This is a genomic window from Anaerostipes caccae L1-92 (genome assembly GCF_014467075.1).
In the GTDB taxonomy this organism is placed as follows: domain Bacteria; phylum Bacillota; class Clostridia; order Lachnospirales; family Lachnospiraceae; genus Anaerostipes; species Anaerostipes caccae.
In genome coordinates this window covers 339,033-362,122 of the sequence record NZ_AP023027.1, presented here as the reverse complement: position 1 = coordinate 362,122, position 23,090 = coordinate 339,033, and the positions used below count along the sequence as shown (strand labels likewise).

The window sequence follows — 23,090 nt, the reverse complement described above, 5'->3', positions numbered from 1 at the left end:
GGTTTAGTCTTCTAATTCCAATATGGCTCTATTATTACGACCATATCAAAGTGGCGATCCAAGGATATAACTACTTTAGATTCCAATGTGGTTCTATTATTACTAACTCTCCGTTAAAGATATTGTACCCGGCATATTCCTCTAAATTCCAATGTGGATCTATTATTACCAAAAAAGCCTACACCATTGTAGAAGAAAAGAACGGACTCTAAATTCCAATGTGGATCTATTATTACCTCGATCTGTTGATTGAACGCCTCCTCATAGTCATACTCTAAATTCCAATGTGGATCTATTATTACGCGATGGATACTGGTGCAACCTCAGGGGCTGGTACCTCTAAATTCCAATGTGGATCTATTATTACATATGTGTTGCTCTTTAAAAACGGCGTATTGGAATCCTCTAAATTCCAATGTGGATCTATTATTACCCGATTACGAAATTATCTACGAATTACGAAACCACCCTCTAAATTCCAATGTGGATCTATTATTACTTTTATCCCCTTTTATAGCTTTGCATTCGATAAAAACTCTAAATTCCAATGTGGATCTATTATTACCCTGCCCGCCGGAGCGGGCTAAAACAGGATGCCTAACCTCTAAATTCCAATGTGGATCTATTATTACGCAGAAGGGAGGAATAAAAAATGAAATATAGAATCTCTAAATTCCAATGTGGATCTATTATTACCAAAGTCCCAGGGAATTTTATTTGTGATGATAATGTCCTCTAAATTCCAATGTGGATCTATTATTACCCATACATTCACAATATAGCAAAAATAAGCATTTTTCAACCCCCATTTGTCGGCCTGCAAAGATTACCGCATTTTTCATAACTTTAACCTTCAACCCTGCTTATAATTTTTACATTTCACGCCTCTATTCCGCCCGTTGTCGACCCCCTGGTATTTTTACATTATAACAGGTTGACAGAATGTCCCTCATCCTTACAGATCAACCGTTTCCTAATTGATTATCTTTCTTATAACATCTATGATCTGACACTCGATAGAACCTTCTGAATCAACTCTCAAAATAATTCTTTCTTCTTCAAAATCATATTCAGCCATTTTTCTTCATCTCTCCCCGGTCTTACATCAGACGTGATCCATGTTTCCTCAACAATAAAAACTCCAGCTTCATCTGCCAATCTGTGCAGTCGTTCCTCATTCAAATCCGTAAAGTATCTTCCATTCCGCTCTCCCTCAAATTCTCCATATTTAAAAGAGGCATATACAACCCCCTGATTCCTCAACGCTTTTGCCATTTTCGGAAAAACTTCTTTCAGCTCATCTATCGGCAAATGAAGAATAGAAGAACAGGCCCAGATCCCATCATACCTATCCTCCTCATCCAGTTCATAAAAGTATCTGTGCTGCACCTCGATTCCCGTAAAATCCGAAGCCATCCTGCACAGTTCCTCTGATCCGTCCATCGCATCCACTTGATAACCCTGACTCATAAAATGCTTAGTATCACGACCGGATCCGCAGCCAAAGTCAAGGATCAATGCCCCTTTCGGAAGCCTTTCACAGAAACACTTCTGATGATACTCCATATTTGCTCCAACTGTATTAGAGACAAATTCTCCGGCATTTTCGTTGTAATACTTGATTGTCTTAGAGTGCATAACTCCTCCGCTTAAATCTGTCTATTTCAACAATTCCTTCAGTTCTTCTCTGGTAAAGCTTGCGCTTCCCATTCCTTCTCCGCCCAAAATCTGATCTGCCAGTTCCTTTTTCTTTTCCTGAAGCTTCACAATGTTGTCTTCAATCGTTCCCTCAACGATCAGCCGGTAGACCATAACCACGTTTTCCTGTCCGATCCGGTGTGCCCTGTCCGTGGCCTGATTCTGTACGGCCAGATTCCACCACGGATCATAATGAATCACGATATCCGCAGAAGTAAGATTTAACCCGGTGCCTCCAGCCTTTAGGGAAATGCAGAAGACCGAAGTATCATCGTTGTTGAAGTCTTCCACCATCCGGGCCCGTTTTTCTTTATTTACTGATCCGGTAAGCGTATAGAACGAAATTTTTTCAGCTTGCAGCCGCTCTTCTAATATAGAAATCATGGATGTAAACTGAGAAAAAAGGAGAATCTTATGTCCTCCGCTGACTGCATTTTTTATAAGATCAATACACAGGTCGGATTTTACAGATTTTCCTGTATATTGATCAAAGACCAATTCCGGACTGCAGCAAAGCTGTCTTAACCGGGTAAGTTCAGATAGTATCTGGATCTTGGAACTTTTAAATTCCTCTTCCGACTGCTTATCCAGCATCAGCTGCATCCGTTTTACATGGGCATCATAAAGCTTCTGCTGTTCTCCTTCCATCCTGGCGTAATAGTTTTTTTCCAGTTTGTCCGGCAGATCTTTCAGCACATCCTTTTTTAAGCGCCGCAGCACGAACGGCCTGATCATCTTTTGAAGACGCTTTATCTCATTCTCGCTGTTATCCTGTACGATCGGAAGCTCCAGTTCTTCCCGGAACCTCTGATAAGAATATAAAAATCCCGGCATAAGATAGTCAAAAATACTCCAAAGTTCACTCAGACGGTTTTCCACCGGAGTTCCGGTAAGGGCCAGTTTAAAGCCAGCATTTACCATCTTGACCGCTTTGGCAGCCTGAGTATTATGATTCTTAATATACTGAGCCTCATCAATGATCTGGCTGCTGAAGGTCATATTTTCATAGAGCCCGATATCCCGCTTTAAGAGATCATAGGAAGTTACAAGAATATCCCGGTTGCCTGCATGTCTGATAATAGACTTTCTTTCTCCGGCCTTGCCCACAACCATTCGGACCGGAAGATCCGGGGCAAACTTCCGGATCTCGCTCTGCCAGTTAAATACCAGCGATGCAGGAGCCACGATCAGGCTTGGACTGTTTCCTTCCTTCTCCAGGTATTCGGACAACAGAAATGCGATTACTTGAAGTGTCTTTCCAAGCCCCATGTCGTCTGCCAGGATTCCGCCGAATCCATTGTATTTTAAAGTCTTGATCCACAAAAATCCTCTTTTTTGATATTCTCTCAAGATAGGTTCCATCTCGGCAGGGAGTTCAAAATCATTATCCTCCACCGTTTTCATGTTCCGTATCAGTGCCTTAAATTCTTTATCTTTGTGGGCGGAAACCGACTGCCATTCTTTCAGCTCCTCGTCCAGGTAAAGGGCATGGTATTTCGGAAGGACCACCTGCTCCTGTTCCAGCTGCTTTTTTGTCAGGTGAAGCCCTTCTTTCATTTCCAGAAGGGCATTGATCCCCTCACCTTCCATGTTTACAAAATCACCGCTCTTTAAACGGTAAAATTTCTTTTTCCGATTATACTTTGATAAGATCTCCAAAAGTTCGTTTCTCGGCATATCTCCCGCGGTCATCTTTAACTCCAGCAGATCACCGGAGAGAGATACACCCACCGCCACTTTCGGTGCAGGCGCAATATTAATTTTTTTCAGGGCGTCGGAAATATATACTTCCGCAAACTGCTGCATAGCAGGTATCCCGCAGACCAGCAGTTCATAGAGCATATCCTCATCATTGGCCAGGACCATCATTTTTTCATCCTCATCGTAGGCATTACAGTAATGGGAAACGATCTTGGCGGCCTCTGCTTCTTTTTTCAGATCCCGCCCCTCTGTTTTCTGGTTCTTTTCAAAAACATGGTACTTCTGTTCCCCGTATACCGCATCCAGCCTGCATGTAATAAAGTCCTTTTGGGGCGCATCCAGATATATTTCAAATGCGGCCGGCACTACCCCATAGTCCTTCTCGTCAAAACTCTCTCTTGTACACTCAAAATACGTTTCCAGCACGGGCAGGGCTTCCCTGCAGAACACAGGCACATCTGCTGTTTCTATAAAAACCTTCCGCTGCGGCATATTTTCCATACAGGATAAAAAATCGTGGACAGGCTCCAAAAACGCTCTGCTCACTTTGTAGATCTTTCCTTTGGAAAAATAAATATTATGTTTGATGCCCTGATATCCGAACAAATAATTGACCTCTACGTTAATTCCCTGTTCCTGGCCTTTGATCTTCATGGTCCTGGACAGTGGATCCTCTGTCACATGCCAGAGTTTCTCCGGCATCCCATTGATTTCCGCCGGAAACTCCCGGTCTCCCACCGCTTCCAAAAACAATTCCAGCTCTCCGGTTGTCAGCGGGACCTTTCTTACTTTCATTGTTGAATCCGTATATGAGTATCCATAATAAGGCACCTGCATATACTTGATCCTGTTTTGGGCAGTCCACGACTGTAAAAATTCCGCCAGTTTCCGTGAATCTCGATCAAATACCTGGATATCATGTATAAATTCTAACTTCTGCCCATAAGCGAATTTCTGTTTATTTTGCAAAGCATCTGCAAAGGCAAAAACATCTTTTAAAACATACAGATAGGAAGTACCGATCTTAAACTCCACCTGAATAAAATTATCCATACATGTCAAAAGTGGTTCCAGATGTACCTTCCCATAAATAGACTCCTGGGCAATCGGCAGGGTGCTTTTAAGCTGCTGCTGTGAAAGAAATGCCTTGATCGCCGGAGTCGTCTTTGGCCTCCATTCCTCACTGGCCGAAAGTTTATTCTGCATGCCTTTCATTGTCTGAAGTTTTGCAAGGCTTTCTTCTTTCTTCTGTTCATACTGCCAGGCGGCTTCCTGTGTTTCCAGGTAATCTGTATATTCAAACAAGACAGCCACACAGTGCTTGCATAACCCCTCATATTCTCTGAACGCCGGACATGTGCAGTGCGCATTTTCCAGCCACCCTTCTTCCATATTATATTCCAAATCGACATCGTACATATTTCTGCCGCTGCCCTGGACGGCGGCGTATATATAATCAATTCCGCCGTCTTCCTCTACGGAATATTCCTGAACAGCATCTGAACGATAAAGGTTTCTTCCTCTCTTATAAGCATTTTGATCTGCCAATGCCCGTATTTCTGATTGATCCAACATCTTACCGCAACCGCCCTTTCCATATACTCTTATATCCATTATATGTTATAAAGAAAGGGCAATCAAATTAGTTTTCATCAGACAGCTTCAGATTCAGATTTTTATTTCTTTAAATTCTGTCAGCTGATCTGCGTTCATAAGATACATGTAAGCATCCTCCAAAGAAATTTCAGGTTGATAACACTCCGCTGACGGCTTTTGTCCGCTGATGATTTTAACCTTCATGCCGTCTTCCGTAAACTGTTTGGAAGAAATATGATATTTCTTTTCCAGTTCCCTCGCTTCTTTCTCATCCTTCACTCTGCAGATCCAGATATGGCCTTTTGCCGCCTGCATCATGTCTGTTACAGAACCTGTATAAAGGAATTTTCCTTTCTTCATGATTGCAAGCTTTTGACAGGTTGCAGTAAGGTCTTCCACCACATGAGTTGAAAAAAGTACCGTTCTGTCTTCAGAAAAATCAACAAGCAAGTTCCGGATTCTTACTCTTTCTTCCGGGTCAAGCCCTGTTGTAGGCTCATCTACGATTAAAAACTCCGGATCATTTAATAAAGCCTGGATCAGTCCGACCCGGCGTTTCATTCCGCCGGAAAGCTGCCTCATTTTTTTCTTTCTATGTTCTTTAAGACTCGTCTTATCAAGGTAATATTCAATTCTTTTTTTACATTCTTTCTTTGTCATGCCAGACAGCCCGCCCATATATTCCAGGCATTCCTGTACGGTCAGGCTTGGATAGAGATTTAATTCCTGGGGTAAATACCCTATTTTTCTGCGGATTTTTTCGTAATTTGCTTCAGTATACCGTAAGTTGTCAAGATATACATCACCCTCACTTTGTTTGAGTACCGTAGTCAGTACACGCATAAGTGTGGTCTTACCTGCCTGTGTCAAGTAAGAACCAAAAAAAATATAATAATATTCTTAAAAAAGCACAGCTAATAAGCAAGTTCTATTGCTGATTAGTTCTATTTTTTTAATGGTACACCGCACCATAAACTGGTGCGGCTGAATATTATCTCACCCCTTGTACCATGGGAACATGTAGATTAGGTATAACCACAACCTTCCTGACACTTTACAGCACCCTTACTCACTGTTCATGCCTCCAGCGCTACCTGGACCGTGATTCTATTATTACGGAGGTATCATTATCATTCTGGGTTTTAGACCGCTGGTTATATGGTCCAAGAAAAAGTGCCGCTCATACCTTTACTTCTTCTATTACGATTCCTGACATTTACCTTGTAGTTATATTCAAGGCAGGTATATCGTGGCGCAGCTCATTGCTCTTCTTCATGCTTTTAAGCATGTCCCAAATGTTTAGTATCTCAAAAGATGAATTCCAACATGTCATTTATGTCATAATAAAGTTAGAATGCATCTACCATGCTGATATTCTATTGTCAAGGTACAAACCTGAATTATCCAATTCAGTAACCACATCAGTTATACATAACTAAATCATTTGATGTGTATGAACCTATTCTACGATGATTTTCTCTTTTTATCCATTGACTGACAGTCCATTGACCCCGAAAAATTGATGAAGAAAATTTCTGTGGTATTTCAGGAGGTTTATTTATTTCAGGATACGATTGCAAACAATATACGCTATGGAAAAAAATGCCACTCATGAAGAAATTGAACAGGCAGCAAAATTGGTAAACTGCTATAATTTCATTATGGAGCAGCCCCAAGGCTTTCATACTATGATTGGTGAGGGTGGTTCTACTTTATCCGGTGGTGAAAAGCACCGTATTTCTATTGGAAGAGCCATGCTGAAAAATACGGCTGTTGTATTGCTTGACGAAAAACTTTTATACACGATTAAAATGATAGTCATAAACTAAAATATAAATATCCCTGATTAACCTTGTAGTGTCAATCAGGGATATTCCTGCATACTTCTCTTATTTTACAATTTCATTTTGATTAGTGGTTAGCAGCCCCTCCATGGTTTGTATTACGTAAATATTTTCACGTTTCATGTGACTTTTTCTATGTTTTACTAGTTCATGGTAATGATATGTTGATACGGAAATAAAATTACAAAACCAGTCCACACTGTCCCAGCATAGAGCCAGCATCGAATCTAGTTTATATTTTAACATATGAAAGCGTACGGAGACCGTTTTTCTTCTTTTATGCATGAATAAGGAGAGCTGCGGTTCCATAACTGATTTCTCAACTATTTTGCAACAGCCCCATCAACTTGTAATTTAAACAGTTCTTCTGGCTTCATATGCTGGATAATTATGATGTGTATTTCTCTTATGATTCCCAGCACTACTCTTTTCGTGGTTTCTTATGATATCCATATTGTTTTTTATTGTTTCTACAGTATTCAATAAAAATTCCACCTCCACTTCCGAGCATTCTTTTAATATTGATAATAGACGCAACACTAAATCGGAATGTATTTCGCTCTTTTCTGTTTCCGTTATCATAATGGGGACTGCATTTAACGCGTACAAAATTTTGCTATATGTTTTCATACCAATCATTCTGGAACCACTCTCCACTTTGCTTAAGTGGCTTAACGAAATTTCAGCTGACTCAGCTAATTCTTCCTGTGTCATATCTCTTTCCTCGCGCAGCCTTTTAATTTCTTCTGCTATGGAATAAACCTGGTGTATCATACGTTCTGTTCACCTCTAATCAATGTGTGTTTTCATCTTCCTCTTTTCTTAACAGATGTCTTTTTAGTTTCTGGAATGTCTCATCACTGATTGCATGTTCCAGCCGGCAAGCCTCTTCTTCCGCAATGGCAGGGTCGATTCCGGCATCAATAAGCTGATTCGTAAAGAATTGGTGACGCTCAAATATTGTTTCAGCTATTTCACGGCCCGCAACGGTTAAATGAAGATAGCCGTCAGTGTCCGTTGTCAAATAACCGCCATTACGTAGAACCGTCACTGCATGGCTGATGCTGGGTTTGGCATACCCCATGTGCCGGGCGAGATCAACCGAACGTACCATACCTTTTTGCTTTTGCAGAATTAACACCGCTTCCAGATAATTCTCTCCTGATTCATGAAGTTTCAGCGCTGCATCACCTCCTGTGTTTCGATACTGTTTAGAAAAACAGATTTCTTACTTCCCTGAAGCTTTTAACGCATCCATTCTTCTAAACTCATTTATCATCATACCAACCGCAACAATAAATACTATCACATCCGTAATAAACGGAGCAGCAAATACGCCATGTACACCAAATCCGGCAATATAAGGCATGATGATGGCTGCTGGTATGTAAATGGCTATCTGGCGTAAAATAACCAGAACACTCGCTTTTGTAGCTCTTCCGAGAGACTGCATCAGGGTCAGAACCACAATCCAGACTCCTAATAAAATATATGACAGGAAGAACAGACGGAAATCCCCTACTCCCAGTTCCACTACGGACGGCGTTGTAATAAACATAGAGAGAATTGTATTCGGTACTAACATAATCGGCAAATAGAAAATAAGCGCTAATAAAGTTGCTGTGATTGCAAACACTTTCGTGATGTGCTTTACCCGGTCGTATTGTTTTGCACCATAATTGGTTCCGACCGCCGGCTGATATCCCTGGGAAAGCCCCCATAAAGGAATAAATGCAAAAGACACTACCCGGTATGTTGCGCCGAGTATAATCTGCCATGTATCTCCTCCATGCTGCGCCGCAAGATTATAAAGTGCGGTTTGCTGGACCAGCATCATCACCTGCATCAGCATCGCAGAAAAACCTACTCCGATGATTTCCGAGAAAAGCGTTCTTTCAATGCGAATTGCATTGATTCTCACAGTCTTACTCCTTCGCTTAAAATACCAAAGAGAAGCCATTGCATACGCAACCTGCGAAGCCACTGTTGCATATGCAACTCCATCAATTCCCATGCCATAAGGTTTTAGAAGTAAAATGAAAATCGGGTCAAGTATAATATTCATGATAGCGGAACCGGCGCTAAAGAGCATTGCCTGTTTCAACAATCCCTCACCACGCATAATCATATTTGAGGACTGTGCAAAATTGACAAACAGACTGCCTGCAAAGATGATGCGTAAATACCGGAGTGCCAGCTCCAGAATTTCTCCGCTTGCACCAGAAAGCATTAAAATCTGTTTCGTAAAAATCATGCCTATCGCCATGATGATAAGAGAAAAAATCAAATTCATGGCGATCAGATTTCCCATTATCTTGTCAATTGTAGACTGATCCCTTTTTCCAATCGCCCTGGATAGGATTGAAGCGGAGCCGATACCGATGAGCGTGGAAATCCCACTATTGGCAAGCGTAAATGGATAGGACACAGAAACCGCTGCCATAGCGTTATCTCCTACCATTTGTCCGACATAAACTCCATCCATAAAATTGTAAAGCCCAACAACCACCATGCCGATAATCGCAGGTACGCTAAGTTTTAATACTAAACTTTGCGGGCTGTCATGAAGCAACATAGACCGAGTATCATTTTTATTTAACATAGAATCACTTCCTTATCTTTTTAACTGTCCATATTTTAAGTAACACCTTAGACTGACCAGCCAAGACTTTCCTGCTGTATGTAGAATAATTTGCTGTACAGTCCTTTTTGTTCAAGAAGCTCTTTGTGTGTCCCCTGTTCCATCAGTTCCCCCTCGTTCAATACCAGGATTTGGTCGGCATCTACTACTGTCCGCAGACGATGGGCAATCATTATAACTGTTTTCCCTTCTACAAGTCTGGCAATGGCCTGTTGAATCAATACCTCGTTCTCCGGGTCAAGGGAAGCGGTTGCCTCGTCCAGCAGAATAATGGGAGCATTTTTTAATAGTGCGCGGGCAATGGAAATACGCTGCCTCTCTCCGCCTGACAAGGTACTGCCATTTTCACCAAGGATCGTGTCATACCCCTCCGGCAGCCGTCTGATAAACTCATCACAATGAGCTGCTTTTGCAGCCGATACAACCTGCTCATCACTGGCATTCATATTTCCAATTCTAATATTATTAAATACCGTGTCATTAAATAAGGTCACATCCTGAAAAACAAATGACATGCTACGCATTAAATATTCTGGTTCAATTTGTTTCAGGTCCTTACCGCCGATTGTCACAGTACCTTTATCTACATCCCAAAAGCGGGCAATGAGTTTTGCCAGGGTACTCTTTCCGCTTCCGGACGGTCCAACTAGGGCAGTAATGCTACCTGTATTTATTTTTGCCGAAACATTTTTTACTACATCTTCTTTTCCATAGGCAAATGTAACCTGATTTAACTCGATATCATAATCCTTAATGTCCTGTTCTTCTCCCTCCATTGCCGGTGTTGTCAGCAGTATACGCATCCGCTTTGTAACCGTTCCCAGATGGAACAAACTGGTAAGCTGTGATAGGATAGATAATATCGGTCCATAAATTTGTGTAGAAAACATCAATAAAACCAGGAGGGGGTATAATTCAATCTGTCCACCTGTAATCAGGACTGTACCGATAAATATAGTGATTCCCAGGCTTGCCTGTAAAATCAGGCTCGCACATTGCACAAGAATACCTGAAGCCAATTCCACTTTAATTGCCGTCTTTTTCATTGCCAGGAGAGCCTTATTCAGTGTCTGAAAACGTTCTCCGCTCAAGCCACAGGATTTGATAATCTTGATTCCCTCCAAATACTCCTGAATCTGACTGGACGCCGCCAGTTTCACCCCCACCTGCTGGTCAAACAGGTGTAATTGCAGTTTACGGCCGCACCATATTATAAAGAAGCAGACAGGCATGGTACAAAATATTGCTAATGCCATGCGCCAGTCAAAAAAGGCCAGACATACGCATGTAAGTGTAACCGATATAATATTTGCTATGAGCGGAGGAATCGTACTGCTAAGCATGGATTCCATGCTGGCACAATCAGCCATCATATTTGTAGTTATATCTGACAAGTCTTTTGTGTTAAAAAAGCTCATAGGAAGCCTTCTTAAATGTTCAGCAATCCGTAACCGCGTGTTGCTTGCTTCCTTATATGACGCAAGGTAAGTTTTTTTATAATCATTCTTGGCAGCGATAAAGACCAGGATTGTAGCAAGCACTCCGATCACCAATAGTACCCACATAGTTGACCAGGATATCTCCTGCCCCATAAAGGGCTTTAAAAGCTGGCCGAACAACAGAATTGGAATCGCAGATGAAAGCATAATGGACAGGTTTGTCAATGTGCAGGCAAAAATCGCTTTTTTAAGGTCTGAATATCCTTTATCAGATAATAACAGTCGTTCTTGTAAAAATTTCATTTCGTTACACCGCCTTCCCTGTATGGATTTTCCAATTGACTGATTCTACATAACTGTTCCACATCTGCGTGTATTTTTCGCCATTTGCTATTAATCCATCATGGATTCCCTGTTCAATGAGATGTCCCTGCTCTATAACAAGAATCTGGTCGGCGTTACGAATCGTGGAAAGTCGGTGGGCAATCATAACCACTGTTTTGTCTTTAATCAATTTCTCAAAAGCTTTCTGTATTAAATATTCATTTTCCGGATCGCTAAATGCAGTTGCCTCATCCAGTACTATGATGGGGGAATCCTTAATTATGGCCCTGGCAATGGCAATCCTCTGCCGTTCCCCGCCAGACAAGCGGATTCCTGAAGAACCAATTACCGTATGATACCCATTCGGCAATTTTTCGATGAATTCGTGACACTGGGCCGCCTTTGCAGCCTCTATAACCTGCTCTTCTGTTGCATCAGGATTTCCCATCCGAATATTATCCAAAACACTTTGTTTAAAAAGAAATGTGTCCTGAAATACAAAACCAACCTGCTTCATCAGTTCCGCAAGGGGAATTTCACGGATATCTACTCCTCCAATTTGAATATTTCCCTCTGTCACGTCCCAAAAACGGGAAATCAAATTAGCAATGGTGCTCTTTCCTCCTCCTGACGGGCCAACGATTGCTGTCACCTCTCCCTGTCTGGCATGAAACGATACGTTATCCAGCGCCTTAACAACCACATCTGCTTCAGCTTCATAAGAAAAACTCACATGATCAAAGACAATATCCTTCCCCTGCTCCTTGACGCCGCCTCTGTAATCCGGCAAAACAGGTATATGTAAAATTTCTTCCATACGCTCCACATTGCCGTCAATCTGGGTAAATGACTCCGAAATGAACATGATCTTATTTAAGATGCCAGATATGGCCGGCACTAAAATCAAATAAAAGATAAAGGTTAGGGAGTAGTTTCTGTAATCTGTCACATTTCTTCCAATCAATATACCTACAGGAATCAGCAACAAATAGATGCTGTGGATAATCGCTGTAAACGCCGGCATGCAATTCCTCCACCCCATGGCATATTCCAATATGAAGGAGGTGTAATCAGTTATGGATCTGCTTAATCTTTTAAATGAATCTGCCGTCTGATTAAAGGCTTTGATTTCAGGCATCCCTCGCACATATTCCACAGATGCATTATTCATATCTTCCTGGGCAGACTGAAAACGGTGCATCTTCTCTTTGGCCGCCCCATTGAATCCTGAAAATTGAATGGCAAAGGCCAGCACAATTCCAAGAAGAGAGACAACACCATAACGCCAGTCAACAGCCAAAAGAATTATGACTAAAATAAGCGGAGCCACAAGAGATGCAACAAAATCCGGGAATTGATGGGCGATAAATTTTTCGATACTTTCTATATTCTCGTCCATAATTTTCCTCATACGGCCGCTTCCAATGGTCAGGTGATATCCTAACGGGATTGCAGTGATATGATCCGCAAAGTTTAATTTCAGTTCATACAATGTTCCAAAGGCTGCCAGATGGGAACACATCAGAGCACAGAAATAAAGTACCACATTTCCAGCAATGCCGGCCAGGGCAAACCAGCCGCACATCAAAATGGCAGGCATATCTGCTGCAGGCATATCCGGAAACACCAAAATCAGTTCCCTGATAACAAAATAGATTGACAGATAAGGTATAAACGAACATACTGCCGCCAATGCAGACAGAATTCCTGAAATAATCACTAACCCTTTGTGTTCTGATGCCAGCTCCAGGCAACGTGCCATTCCTGTTTTCCTTTTTTCCTCCTTGTTCTTTTCCTGTTTCATTGTTGCTCCTCCAATTCCATAATATTTGCACTATAGTTAGATTTTACTAACTGTAGTGTATTATAACGAAAAAATCCGCGGTTCTCTACTCCATTTCAAAATAACTTCCCGAAAATAGCCCGAAATTTCAACAACTTTATCCTCTTACAGATAGCTCAATACCCCATTTTCTCCAGTAGATAATCGGCAGAATTTATCACAAAATCGTCTGTCACCTTCCCCTCTTCCAACCTGATTGCTCTCTGGCAGCAAGACAGCACACATTCTGCATCATGGGTAATCACCAGAATTGTACGTCCTCTCCCAGCAAGTTCCTGAATAACATGGCTTACCTTTCTCATATTTACCCCGTCAAGGCCGCTGGTTGGTTCATCTAAGATAATAATGGGGGCTTCATGCATCAACGCCACCGCCAATGCGAGCCTCTGTTTTTGCCCCCCTGACAAAGTGGACGGGTGTTGTTCTCTAAACTCATACAAATCCAGTTCAGTTAATATCTGCCCAGCCTTTTCCCTTATTTCCGGTGATTCTTTACTGCCCAGTATCAGTTCGTCTATCAGATCCTCACCAAACAACTGGCTGTCGAGATCCTGGGGAATATACCAGACCGTTCCCCTCCTCTTTTTTATGTTGCTTTTATTTCCAAACAGAGTAACACGGCCGGAATCTTCTTTTAATAATCCGGAGAGCATTTTTCCCATTGTACTTTTCCCCATCCCATTGGAACCTATGATAGCGATAGATTCTCCTCTCCTGCAGGAAAAGCTGATATGGTCTGCAACCACTAATTTGCCAAACGTTTTACATAAATCTTTTACTTCTAAAATCACATCGCTGTTATTTTCAAATGGCATATGAGAACAAGTCACCGTATGCAGGTCAGGGTTTCTTAAACCCAGCTTACGGATTTCTTCCGCGGCCAGCTGCCTGATTTCAGCCTGCGTAAATTCATGCATAACGCGGCCATCTTTTATATACAGAAACCTGTCTGCAATTGGCATCAAGTAATAAAGTCTATGTTCCGCAATCAGAATTGTTTTTCCCTTTTCCTTCAGTTTCCTTATTGTATTACCCAATCTCTCTGTTGAATCCGTATCTAAATTTGCGGAGGGTTCATCCATAACATAAATTTCAGGCTCGATTGCTTCGGCAGAAGCAATCGCCACCTTCTGTCTCATTCCATAGGAAAGGTTCCGAATATTATAATTTAATATATTATTTATGCCCATACTATCGGCTGAAGCTTGGACATGGGCCACAATTTCTTCGTGCGAATACCCGTAATTCTCACATCCGAACGCAATCTCCCCTGCCACCTCATTGGCAAAAAATTGGCTCCGTGGATCCTGAAACACATTGCCTATAATCTTCCCCCTCTCCCAGGATGGATAACTGGAAAGGGGCTGTTTCTCTACATTGACGGTCCCTTTTAAATCGCCCTCATAAAAATAAGGAATCAGTCCATTAATAACTCGGGTCAGCGAACTTTTCCCACTGCCTGACGGACCGGTTATAACCACCGTTTCCCCTGCCTTAATATTTAAATTGATATCAGTAAGCTGGGGAATTTTATGCTGATATGAAAATGTCACATGCTGCATTTCTATTTCTTTTCCCATTTTTATTCTCCATATTCTTATTAGCTTCTCAGCTTTCTATAATCTTTTGGCAAAATACCATAGACATCTTTAAATGCAACAGAAAACTTACTTGCATTGGAATACCCCAATGAAAAGGCAATTTCACCAATTTTCATTTCACCATCTAAAATCAGCTTTTTCGCAATCCCCATTTTGTATTTCTTCAAAAATGCATATGGGGAATCTCCATAAACGTGATTAAATATTGTTTGAAACATGGTAGTCCCCATATTTTTTTCTTTCACCAATTGTTTAAGTGAACGCTCCTCGTCTAAATGAGTAATCATGTAGTTCCAGATTTCTTTGACTGCCTCGATCTGGTCTTTGGGATAATACTGTTCCTTCTCAGCGTCATTTCGTTCAATATTTTGCAAATAGAAAAGAAGTTCCAACGTTTTAATTGCAAAGTAGCAAGTGCTCTCTTTCCCTTTTGCCTCATAGACTTCATCAAACAATCGCTGTAATTTAGAAGGAATATTGCTGATATACCATGCAGTGTTCAATGATAATTTTTCCTCAATCGCCTTAATGTCTATGGAAAAATCCGCCATAATCTTTTTCGTGGACAAACTCATTTTTTTCTCGTCAATCACCAGAGTAACGGCATCAAAGTAACCGAAGGGGAAATAATAGGAAGCTGGCAGATGCTCCCCGCTGCCAATCCAGAAATGGTCCTCCGACAGATGGGCACATATATTATTTGCAAATTCACAGACAACTCTCCCCCTGCGGCAACAGGTAATCTCCAGAATCTCGCTGTATGGGGTTACTGGAATAAAAGCATCTTCGGAATTAAACTCCATGAATACCATTTCCATTCCCTCAAATACTTTATATGTAACAATCAAACCCTTTCCCTGGCATTCGTACCGTTCTATTAAGCAATCACTGTCACTGTGCATAACCCTGGCGTTCCGGCCGTACCATTCCTGCACTTCCTGTTTTTCCGGCATGGTTTTAATCCTCCATTATGCTTCTATCATATTGCAGATTATCTGCGGTTTCCTGCTCAGAGCCTCCGCGTGTCCCATTTTCTCACAGGCACGGACTTTAAGAGGATAAATACTGACTCTTCTTATTAAACCAACAGAATTGGGGGCATATGTTTCATTGCCTCCATACATAATCACCACTTCCATTGATATTTTCTCTTTCCTGCTCCGGATATCATACTTGTAAGCTGCAAGAGCTGTCTGTAATAATGTTCCAAAGATTATACCGGCCTCCCCCATTGGCTGAAGAACCTGGACATCATTGTTATGTAAATACCCCATTTGTTTTTGCATATACTTCATCATGTGCTTTCCATGCAAAACCCGCTTCATCTGCCACGCCATAATAAGGCTGTATATGTATTTCATATTACCCATAGATTCATATTGTCCGCCGTCCAGTATCAGTTTTTTTATTCTTATATCACCTTTGAGTGCAAGTTCAAGTGCAATACTTGCTCCCAAAGAAATGCCATAAACTGTATCAACATAATTAATTCCCTTTTTCAGCAATGCAGTACTGATATAGTCGGCACTAAGAATGACAGAAGTAACCGCACCACTGGACGAAGCACTATGGCCTGGCAACTCCGGAATTATAAAATAATAATCTTTCCCCAATATATGAAGAACCTTATCAAAACAGTTCTTCCAATTGAATCCCATCCCATGTATGAGAAGTATTCTTTTACCGTTTTTATTACCAAGCAGATGAATCTTAGATTGATCCTTCTTCATAGGTTTCCTCTTTCTCCAATATTTTATCGGTCAAAACCAGGTCGATATTTAATTGTGGTAAATCATGTATTACAGTTTCTAAATCCACGATATCCATAGCATAATGAATTCCGAAGTCCGGTTGTTTTTCAACCAGGGCCTTAACCGTATAAGCGGCTATAATTGAACTGATATCACTACTGTATGAACTATGTACGTCCGCAGTTCTTATGTGACCCTGATTATTATCTGAACCTGTTACTTCAATATGTATATAGTTATATGCTGCTGTTGAGCCACCAGTCATTTCAAATAGCTTGATAATAGAATCAATACTTTGCTGCAGTGCCTCATCGCCTTGCTTTAAACCATATTTGATAACTGCTTCCTGCATTAACTTCGTGATTTCTTCTCCAAAAGAGGCGTAATACCAGTTTGCCCTCTCAGGTTTATATTTTTGAGTAATCCGTTGCAATTCTATCGTATAGTAGTTCTGCAATGTATACTCCTTATTTTCTACAATCCTGTAGATTGGTGTTTCATCCCTTTTTAATTCACCATTTTCATAATAGTTTAATGCAGTTCCAAATCCGGCTGTATTTGTCAAAATAAAATCTTTGATTGCCGATCTGCTCGGAATTTCATTCGTGATGCTCAACCCCATAATACAATCTACTGACTTTAAGCTCTCACATAAATATTTCATCAACAGGCCAGTCATTCCTGGGAAGAAGCCACTGGAAAGCACATAAACCGATTCGTTCTCTATATCTGCTATTCTGTCTTCTAAAAATGCCTCACCAGAAGGGTCCACAACAGGTATGTGATATTTAGCCGCTGCTCTTGCAATCTTTTCTCCATTGACAAAGGAGGCTCCTGCACAATTTACGATAATACTGCACTGACTGCAAAAGCTTTCTAAGTCATCAGATATATCTACATCTAATTGGATATATTGGTTATGGGCAGTAACTGATGGTTTTACCGAATGATAGGAAACTAGCAACTCATATTGATTCTCCAACAGTTTAACAACTCTTTTTCCTATTTCACCAGTTCCGCCTAATATCCCGACTTTCTTCATATTCCGCCCCTTTTCCAGGGTGTCCATACGGTGATGGGCACCCTTTGGCAATCGTTAATAGTTAAAATCTAAAATCTTAGAAATATTCTTTTCCAGATTATCACCAATAATACAATCAAAATGTTGTCCTGCAATTGTATTATATTTTAAATTCCCCTTGATATATGGTTTCCATGTTTCAAAATCTTCCTCAAAAAATCCCGGATAAAAGTGGCTTCCTAAAATCTCACAACAGAAAATCCTTATATTTCCATAGTAAAGCTTCGGTATATAACTGGACACACATCTGAAATTTTGTGAGAATATCCGGAAAAGTACATTCAGCATCTTCAGCTGATGTTCCATCAACTCCCCATTTGGACGCTCAATCGTGCGGTATAAAGCATTTAACCTTTCTGAAATTGTATAGCTGGCGAGCCGGCGGAACTCTTCAGCCACATCTTCATACTCCCCGCCCGTTTCGCATAATGCTTTTACTGTAATTTCACCACTTCCACATCTGGAAATATACTCTATATACTGCTGCAACCGCTCATCGCTTACCTGATATCCTGCCTTATATGCATCTGCCCCAATCACTCTTGCAAAAATCCTCTCCAACAGCAGTTCGTTATCCAGGCTTGAATGCAATGCATTACGGAATATCTCATCCGATGCATCCGCTAAAATCGTGTTCTCTTTCCGCTTTGGAATACCGGTGCTTATCAGCGTCACATCAGAAACGGAAATTCCTTTATTTCTCAAATATTGTGCTGTTTCCAGTGCAATCAGACCACCCACGCAATGGCCCACAAGAATATAATTTTTATATCCCATTTTTTCCAATATCTCACCATATTTCCTCCCCAACAACCGGAAGGTCTGGCTGGTTTCCATAGAAATATACTCTGCATCATTTCCAAAAACAAAGCCGATAATGCTTTCACTGTCCTTGCTGTCCTCTTTTATGCGAGACAGTAAATCCGTATAGGGTGTTAAGGTTCCCGCTCCGGCATGGAAAAAAACCTTCGCAACAGAATCCTCATTATTTAAACTGCTATTTTTCAGAATCATTAAGGACGGGTCCTCAAGATTTCCCTTATCATTTTGATGGTTCAAAAGGCTTTCTGCTATCTGCTTAATAGTGGGTGCTTTCATCATTTCTGTCAGAAGGTTGCTCCACTCCCAGCCGGAGGCTTCCGATATGTTCTCCATCATCTTCCCAATGATTTGAGCAATTAACAGAGAATCACCGCCCACCAGATAGAAATCATCATTTCTCCCCACAGAAGTAATCCCCAGCTCTTTGCACCATATTTCGGCAATGCGCCGCTCCAGATCTGTCTGGGGCAACTCGTCCTTTTTCTTGATATTCTCCTTATGGTCCCAACTCTTGAAGTATTCTTTGATTTTTCTGGTATCCACTTTACGGTTTGCAGATAGTGGCATATCCGGAAGAATCAGAATCTGGTTTGGAACCATGTACGGAGATACTGTACTTTCCAAATAGCCTCTGACCGCCTCCTTTTCTAACTGCTCATATTCTCCGGCAAAGCGAACCACATATATTGTCTGTCCAGCTAAGTCCAATTTGCTACCCTTATCAGGGAATTCATAAAGCAGCTGCCCATCATGCCTCTTAAATATATCTTCCCACTGTTTTCGTGTGAAGAATGTCTGGTCATGTTCGCTGCGTTCGTCCGTAAAACCGGTTAAGCCGTCCTTAAATTCCATTGACGTAAGCAACAGGTAACTTGTTCGTGTTTCCTCAAGTATGATAATGGACGCGTCCTCTGATAATAAGCCCTTTAAATTTTTCATGACACTATTGATATTCCGTGAGTTATGGAGCACGTTTGCACATAAAATCACATCAAAGCTGAATGCCTCATACCCTTGCGATACGAAGTCTTCATTAATATTGAAAATCCCGTATTTCACCCAATTATACTTACCGAAATTTTCCTGTGCCTTATTTAAGAAGAAAACCGAAAGATCAGTAAAATAATACTCAACATTACAGCCTTCAAGCTCGGGTATCACATCGAGAGAGGTTCCACCAACTCCAGCTCCCACCTCTAATATTCTAAAGGGTTTCTCCGGACTTTTTTTATTCTTTTTCTCGCACAGATAACGTATTTCTTTCGTAGCAATGTTGTTGAGCATCCCATTTACTTTATTGTCATGATAAGCTGCCAGCGCCGGGTCTGTGTCTCCCTTTGGAAACAGAATATTCAGAGGGTCCTCTTTTCCCTGAATCAGTTCTGGAAGCAAATCACTCGATTCCTTCAAATAATCAACAAACTCCTTGCTGTATTGGAAATCGTCCTCTATTTCAAAAAATTCCTTCCAAAGCTTTTCAGAACCTAAATCCGTACTTATCTCAGAAGCTTTATATGCATTGGCTTCACATGTGATAATTCCTTCATTAACCAATACCTGCAGCCATCTTTTTGTCAATTTGTGCAGTTTCTCCGGTATCGACATCATTTCTACAATTTGCTCAAAATTGAAGGCTTTGGATTTATCCGAAAAAATTCCGCGCTTTCTAAACGTGTTGTATATGTCCGCAGAAACAACTTCCTCTGACTTCTTAATCCACTTTTCAAGTAAATCCTGATCCATCTGCTCTTCATAATATTGTTTTATGGACTTGAGCAAATATTCCTCTTTATCGTCCAGAGCCGGTGATGCCACAGTCTTTTTCCTGACCGGAGAAATGACTGCATCAATATGCAAATCCTCCGGGCTTTCACCTAACGCTAAAGCGACAGCCCTTTCAATCAGTGGATGTTCATTTAAGACAGAACTAATTTCAGCCAGTTCAACTCTATGGCCGTGTATTTTAACCTGATTATCGCCGTCCTCGCGTCCTTTAAAAATAATGACTCCGTCTGGTAAATAGCACCCCTTATCCCCGGTTCTGTAAATGCGCTCTCCACTCCACGGAAGAGCAGGGTACTTTTCACGATTCAGCTGTTCATCCTTCAGGTAGCCGGAGGATAATCCGATTCCTCCAATGTACAGGCTTCCGTCTACCCCATTAGGGCAGGGCTGCATTTCGTTGTTTAGAACATAAAATGTTTGATTGGACATTGGATATCCATATGGAATGCTTTTTGTAAATACTGCTTTTTTAGAAATATCGTAACTGATTGACCAGATTGCTGCTTCCGTGGCTCCACCAAGGCTGATCACACGGCAATCGCCAAACAGATCGTAAATCCTATGCGGCAGGGTTACGGGAATCCAGTCACCAGAAAGTAATAACAGCCTCACCTGATAATCCACGCTGACATTTGCGGATTCAAGATAGGAAACAATCATCTGATGCAAAGCAGGAACCGCATTTATTACAGAAACCCTATGTCTGATTATTAATTCCGACAAATATTTGGAATCCCTAATTTTATCTGTACTGGGTAATACTAATGTTCCTCCTGCTGAAAAACAGCCAAATAAATCATATACAGAAAGGTCAAATGATAAATTTGACAACCCCAGGAATACATCCCTCTCACCAACTGCATATGTTTCATTAACATCCGCAATTGTATTTGATGTTGCACGATGAGTCATGATAACCCCTTTGGGTTCACCGGTTGTTCCAGATGTAAATATAATATAAGCCGGCCTGTCATAATCTATTTTATCAATAGGCAACGATTCTGTCGGTTCCGGTTTTAGGCTGTGAATATCTACAACATTGCAGTATTGTTCTAAATCCTCATTCCCTGCTTCTGCAAAAAGCAGTTTAATATCTGCACTTCTTATAATTTTCTCTTTGCGTTTATCAGGCTGCTGCACATCTATTGGCACATAAGTCGCTCCTGAAATAAGGGCAGCCAGTACCGCAGCTACCTGCCATACATGTTTTTTTGTATCAATTCCTATCTTATCGCCGTCCTGGGTTCCTGCCTCGCCCAAAATACGCAGTACAGCATTCACATATCCCCCAAGTGAACGATATGTATATTCTCCCTCATCAGTTATTAATGCCGTTTTATCAGGGTAAAGGTTAAAAGATTTCAGGAATCCATCTTCAAGCATTGCCGGCATAATATTTTTAAAAGTATTATTTACATCACGTCTTATTTCAAGGGTTTCCTTCATAAGGCTGACCGGGTATTTTTCCTTAAGAACTTCACTATTTTTATCGGCTATAGATTGAAGCAACAAAGCAAAACTTCCAAACATTTCTTCTATTATATAGCCCTCAAATACACCATTTCGCACGTCCCAGTTAATAGTGGCACCACCGTTTTCTTCTGCGGCCTGGCAGTCTATATACACCTGCGGAGTCTGACTCAGTTTATATACAATTCTGTTTTTTACAGTTGTATCATCCTTTGAACTAACCCCCAAAGTACTTGTGAACACAACCGGCATAATTACATTTTTCTTGCGTTCTTTCGTTAGACGTCTTATTATTTCTACTCCGGACACATCTTTATGTTCTAAATCAGACCAGAGATCCATTTGCAGTTTTTTCACTCTTTCCAGAAATGTTTCACTATACTCTATATCAATGGCAGTAATATTGACATCTGTGAAATCACCAACCACTTTATATATATCTTCAGCCACTTCCGGTCTGTTGAGCAGTGTAGTGTTAATACAGAACTTTTTGTCACCAGACCAAACTGCTATTACCTCCGCCAGTGCTGCCATAACAAACACAGATGGCGTAATATTATACGATTTTGCCAATTCAACAAAAGCTTTCCATTGTTTATCATTCAAGAACACTTTCTTCTGAAGGAAGCTCACTTCCTGATTGTCCTCCATCCCTATAACCGGAAGGTTAGGTGCATCTCCCATCATTGATATTTTCTTATTCCAATAAACTTCCGCTTCCTGCCTTGATTTGCTATTAAATGTTTTCCGCTTCTCCTGATATAAAACAATATCTCTGTAAGACGTAGTCGGTATAATGATTTCATGAGGATTCTCATAAAACCTTTCAAGATCATTAAGCATTACATTCATACTTGCAAAGTCAGAAATAAGCATGTCTAACGAAAAATAGATTATGCTTTTGTCTTTCTCAATACTCAAGGCCAAATCACACATGGGCCACGTTCCAAGCTGATACTGCTTCGTAGATAACTCAGTTCTCAGTTCTTCCTTATCAGCGCTAATATCTTTATCCCGCCCGTCAAGTACTATGATTTCCACTGAAGGTACTGCCTCCTGGACAATCTGATAACCGGATGCCGATACAATTGCCCGCAGCATATCATGCTTTTGTATCACTTTATTCCATGCAACCTCCAGCTGACCAGGATCAAGTAATCTATTGACTTCAATTTCTATGTAACCGTGGCAACCAATTCCACCCAATTCATATAAACGATTTCTTCCCATAACATAGGAATTTTGTATGTCGGTCAGTGGGAATTTTTCATATCTCCGTTTTGTATCACTGGTGAACACTAAGTTATTATGTGCTTTTAAATAATCCAGCACTTCTGACTTATACTGTCTCAACTTATTTTTATTTTCCTCTGTCATTGCCCCCTTCGGAGCTTTGAACTTGATGGAATCACCTTCACACCAAATTACAATTTCTTTTTCTGCCAGCTCATTAATGTACTTTTGGATATCCATAATTTTTTCTCCTTGTCTGCA

General features: G+C 40.9%; 12 protein-coding genes, 2 pseudogenes and 1 CRISPR repeat array. Of the genes and pseudogenes, 1 reads left to right on the top strand and 13 read right to left on the bottom strand.

From position 1 onward, the window contains the following. Positions 1-8 precede the first annotated feature (8 nt). Positions 9-763: a CRISPR direct-repeat array (repeat unit 30 nt; unit sequence CTCTAAATTCCAATGTGGATCTATTATTAC). A 275-nt stretch (positions 764-1,038) separates the two neighbouring features. The 3 genes and pseudogenes from ANCC_RS01855 to ANCC_RS01845 form a co-directional block, all read right to left on the bottom strand. Further along, positions 1,039-1,638, bottom strand: a complete 600-nt coding sequence (locus tag ANCC_RS01855) for a class I SAM-dependent methyltransferase (protein ID WP_006567725.1) — start codon at positions 1,636-1,638, stop codon at positions 1,039-1,041. 21 nt (positions 1,639-1,659) lie between these two features. Next, a complete protein-coding gene (locus tag ANCC_RS01850) occupies positions 1,660-4,974 on the bottom strand; it encodes a DEAD/DEAH box helicase (RefSeq protein WP_039946787.1) in 3,315 nt (1,104 codons plus the stop codon). A gap of 93 nt (positions 4,975-5,067) precedes the next feature. Further along, positions 5,068-5,856 (bottom strand): annotated as a pseudogene (locus ANCC_RS01845) (ATP-binding cassette domain-containing protein); the annotation flags it as partial. A 637-nt stretch (positions 5,857-6,493) separates the two neighbouring features. On the opposite strand from ANCC_RS01845, the pseudogene ANCC_RS01840 reads away from it, so the two are divergent. Continuing rightward, positions 6,494-6,785: pseudogene (locus ANCC_RS01840) on the top strand (ATP-binding cassette domain-containing protein); the annotation flags it as partial. A 408-nt stretch (positions 6,786-7,193) separates the two neighbouring features. Here the strand turns inward: ANCC_RS01840 and ANCC_RS01835 are convergent. The 10 genes from ANCC_RS01835 to ANCC_RS01790 form a co-directional block, all read right to left on the bottom strand. Then, a complete protein-coding gene (locus ANCC_RS01835; protein WP_006567730.1) occupies positions 7,194-7,613 on the bottom strand; it encodes a helix-turn-helix domain-containing protein in 420 nt (139 codons plus the stop codon). 19 nt (positions 7,614-7,632) lie between these two features. Continuing rightward, on the bottom strand, positions 7,633-8,019 hold the full coding sequence (locus ANCC_RS01830; protein WP_008726159.1) for a metal-dependent transcriptional regulator: 387 nt from the start codon (positions 8,017-8,019) through the stop codon (positions 7,633-7,635). A 48-nt stretch (positions 8,020-8,067) separates the two neighbouring features. Further along, on the bottom strand, positions 8,068-9,441 hold the full coding sequence (locus ANCC_RS01825; RefSeq protein WP_006567732.1) for an MATE family efflux transporter: 1,374 nt from the start codon (positions 9,439-9,441) through the stop codon (positions 8,068-8,070). A 47-nt stretch (positions 9,442-9,488) separates the two neighbouring features. Next, positions 9,489-11,222 carry an ABC transporter ATP-binding protein gene (locus ANCC_RS01820; protein ID WP_006567733.1) on the bottom strand — a complete coding sequence of 578 codons (1,734 nt, stop codon included), beginning with the start codon at positions 11,220-11,222 and terminating at the stop codon, positions 9,489-9,491. Between the two features lie 4 nt (positions 11,223-11,226). After that, positions 11,227-13,047, bottom strand: a complete 1,821-nt coding sequence (locus ANCC_RS01815) for an ABC transporter ATP-binding protein (RefSeq protein ID WP_006567734.1) — start codon at positions 13,045-13,047, stop codon at positions 11,227-11,229. Positions 13,048-13,202: 155 nt separating this feature from the next. Beyond that, entirely contained in the window at positions 13,203-14,666 is a 1,464-nt protein-coding gene (locus ANCC_RS01810) for an ABC transporter ATP-binding protein (RefSeq protein ID WP_006567735.1), read from the bottom strand. 20 nt (positions 14,667-14,686) lie between these two features. Further along, on the bottom strand, positions 14,687-15,640 hold the full coding sequence (locus ANCC_RS01805) for a helix-turn-helix domain-containing protein (protein WP_006567736.1): 954 nt from the start codon (positions 15,638-15,640) through the stop codon (positions 14,687-14,689). 15 nt (positions 15,641-15,655) lie between these two features. Then, a complete protein-coding gene (locus ANCC_RS01800) occupies positions 15,656-16,417 on the bottom strand; it encodes an alpha/beta fold hydrolase (protein WP_006567737.1) in 762 nt (253 codons plus the stop codon). Next, a complete protein-coding gene (locus ANCC_RS01795; RefSeq protein ID WP_008726155.1) occupies positions 16,398-17,480 on the bottom strand; it encodes an NAD-dependent epimerase/dehydratase family protein in 1,083 nt (360 codons plus the stop codon). The genes ANCC_RS01800 and ANCC_RS01795 overlap by 20 nt, the downstream gene beginning before the upstream one ends. Positions 17,481-17,534: 54 nt before the next feature. Then, positions 17,535-23,069 (bottom strand): non-ribosomal peptide synthetase, encoded by a 5,535-nt coding sequence (locus tag ANCC_RS01790; RefSeq protein ID WP_006567739.1) that lies wholly within the window; start codon positions 23,067-23,069, stop codon positions 17,535-17,537. Positions 23,070-23,090 lie beyond the last annotated feature (21 nt).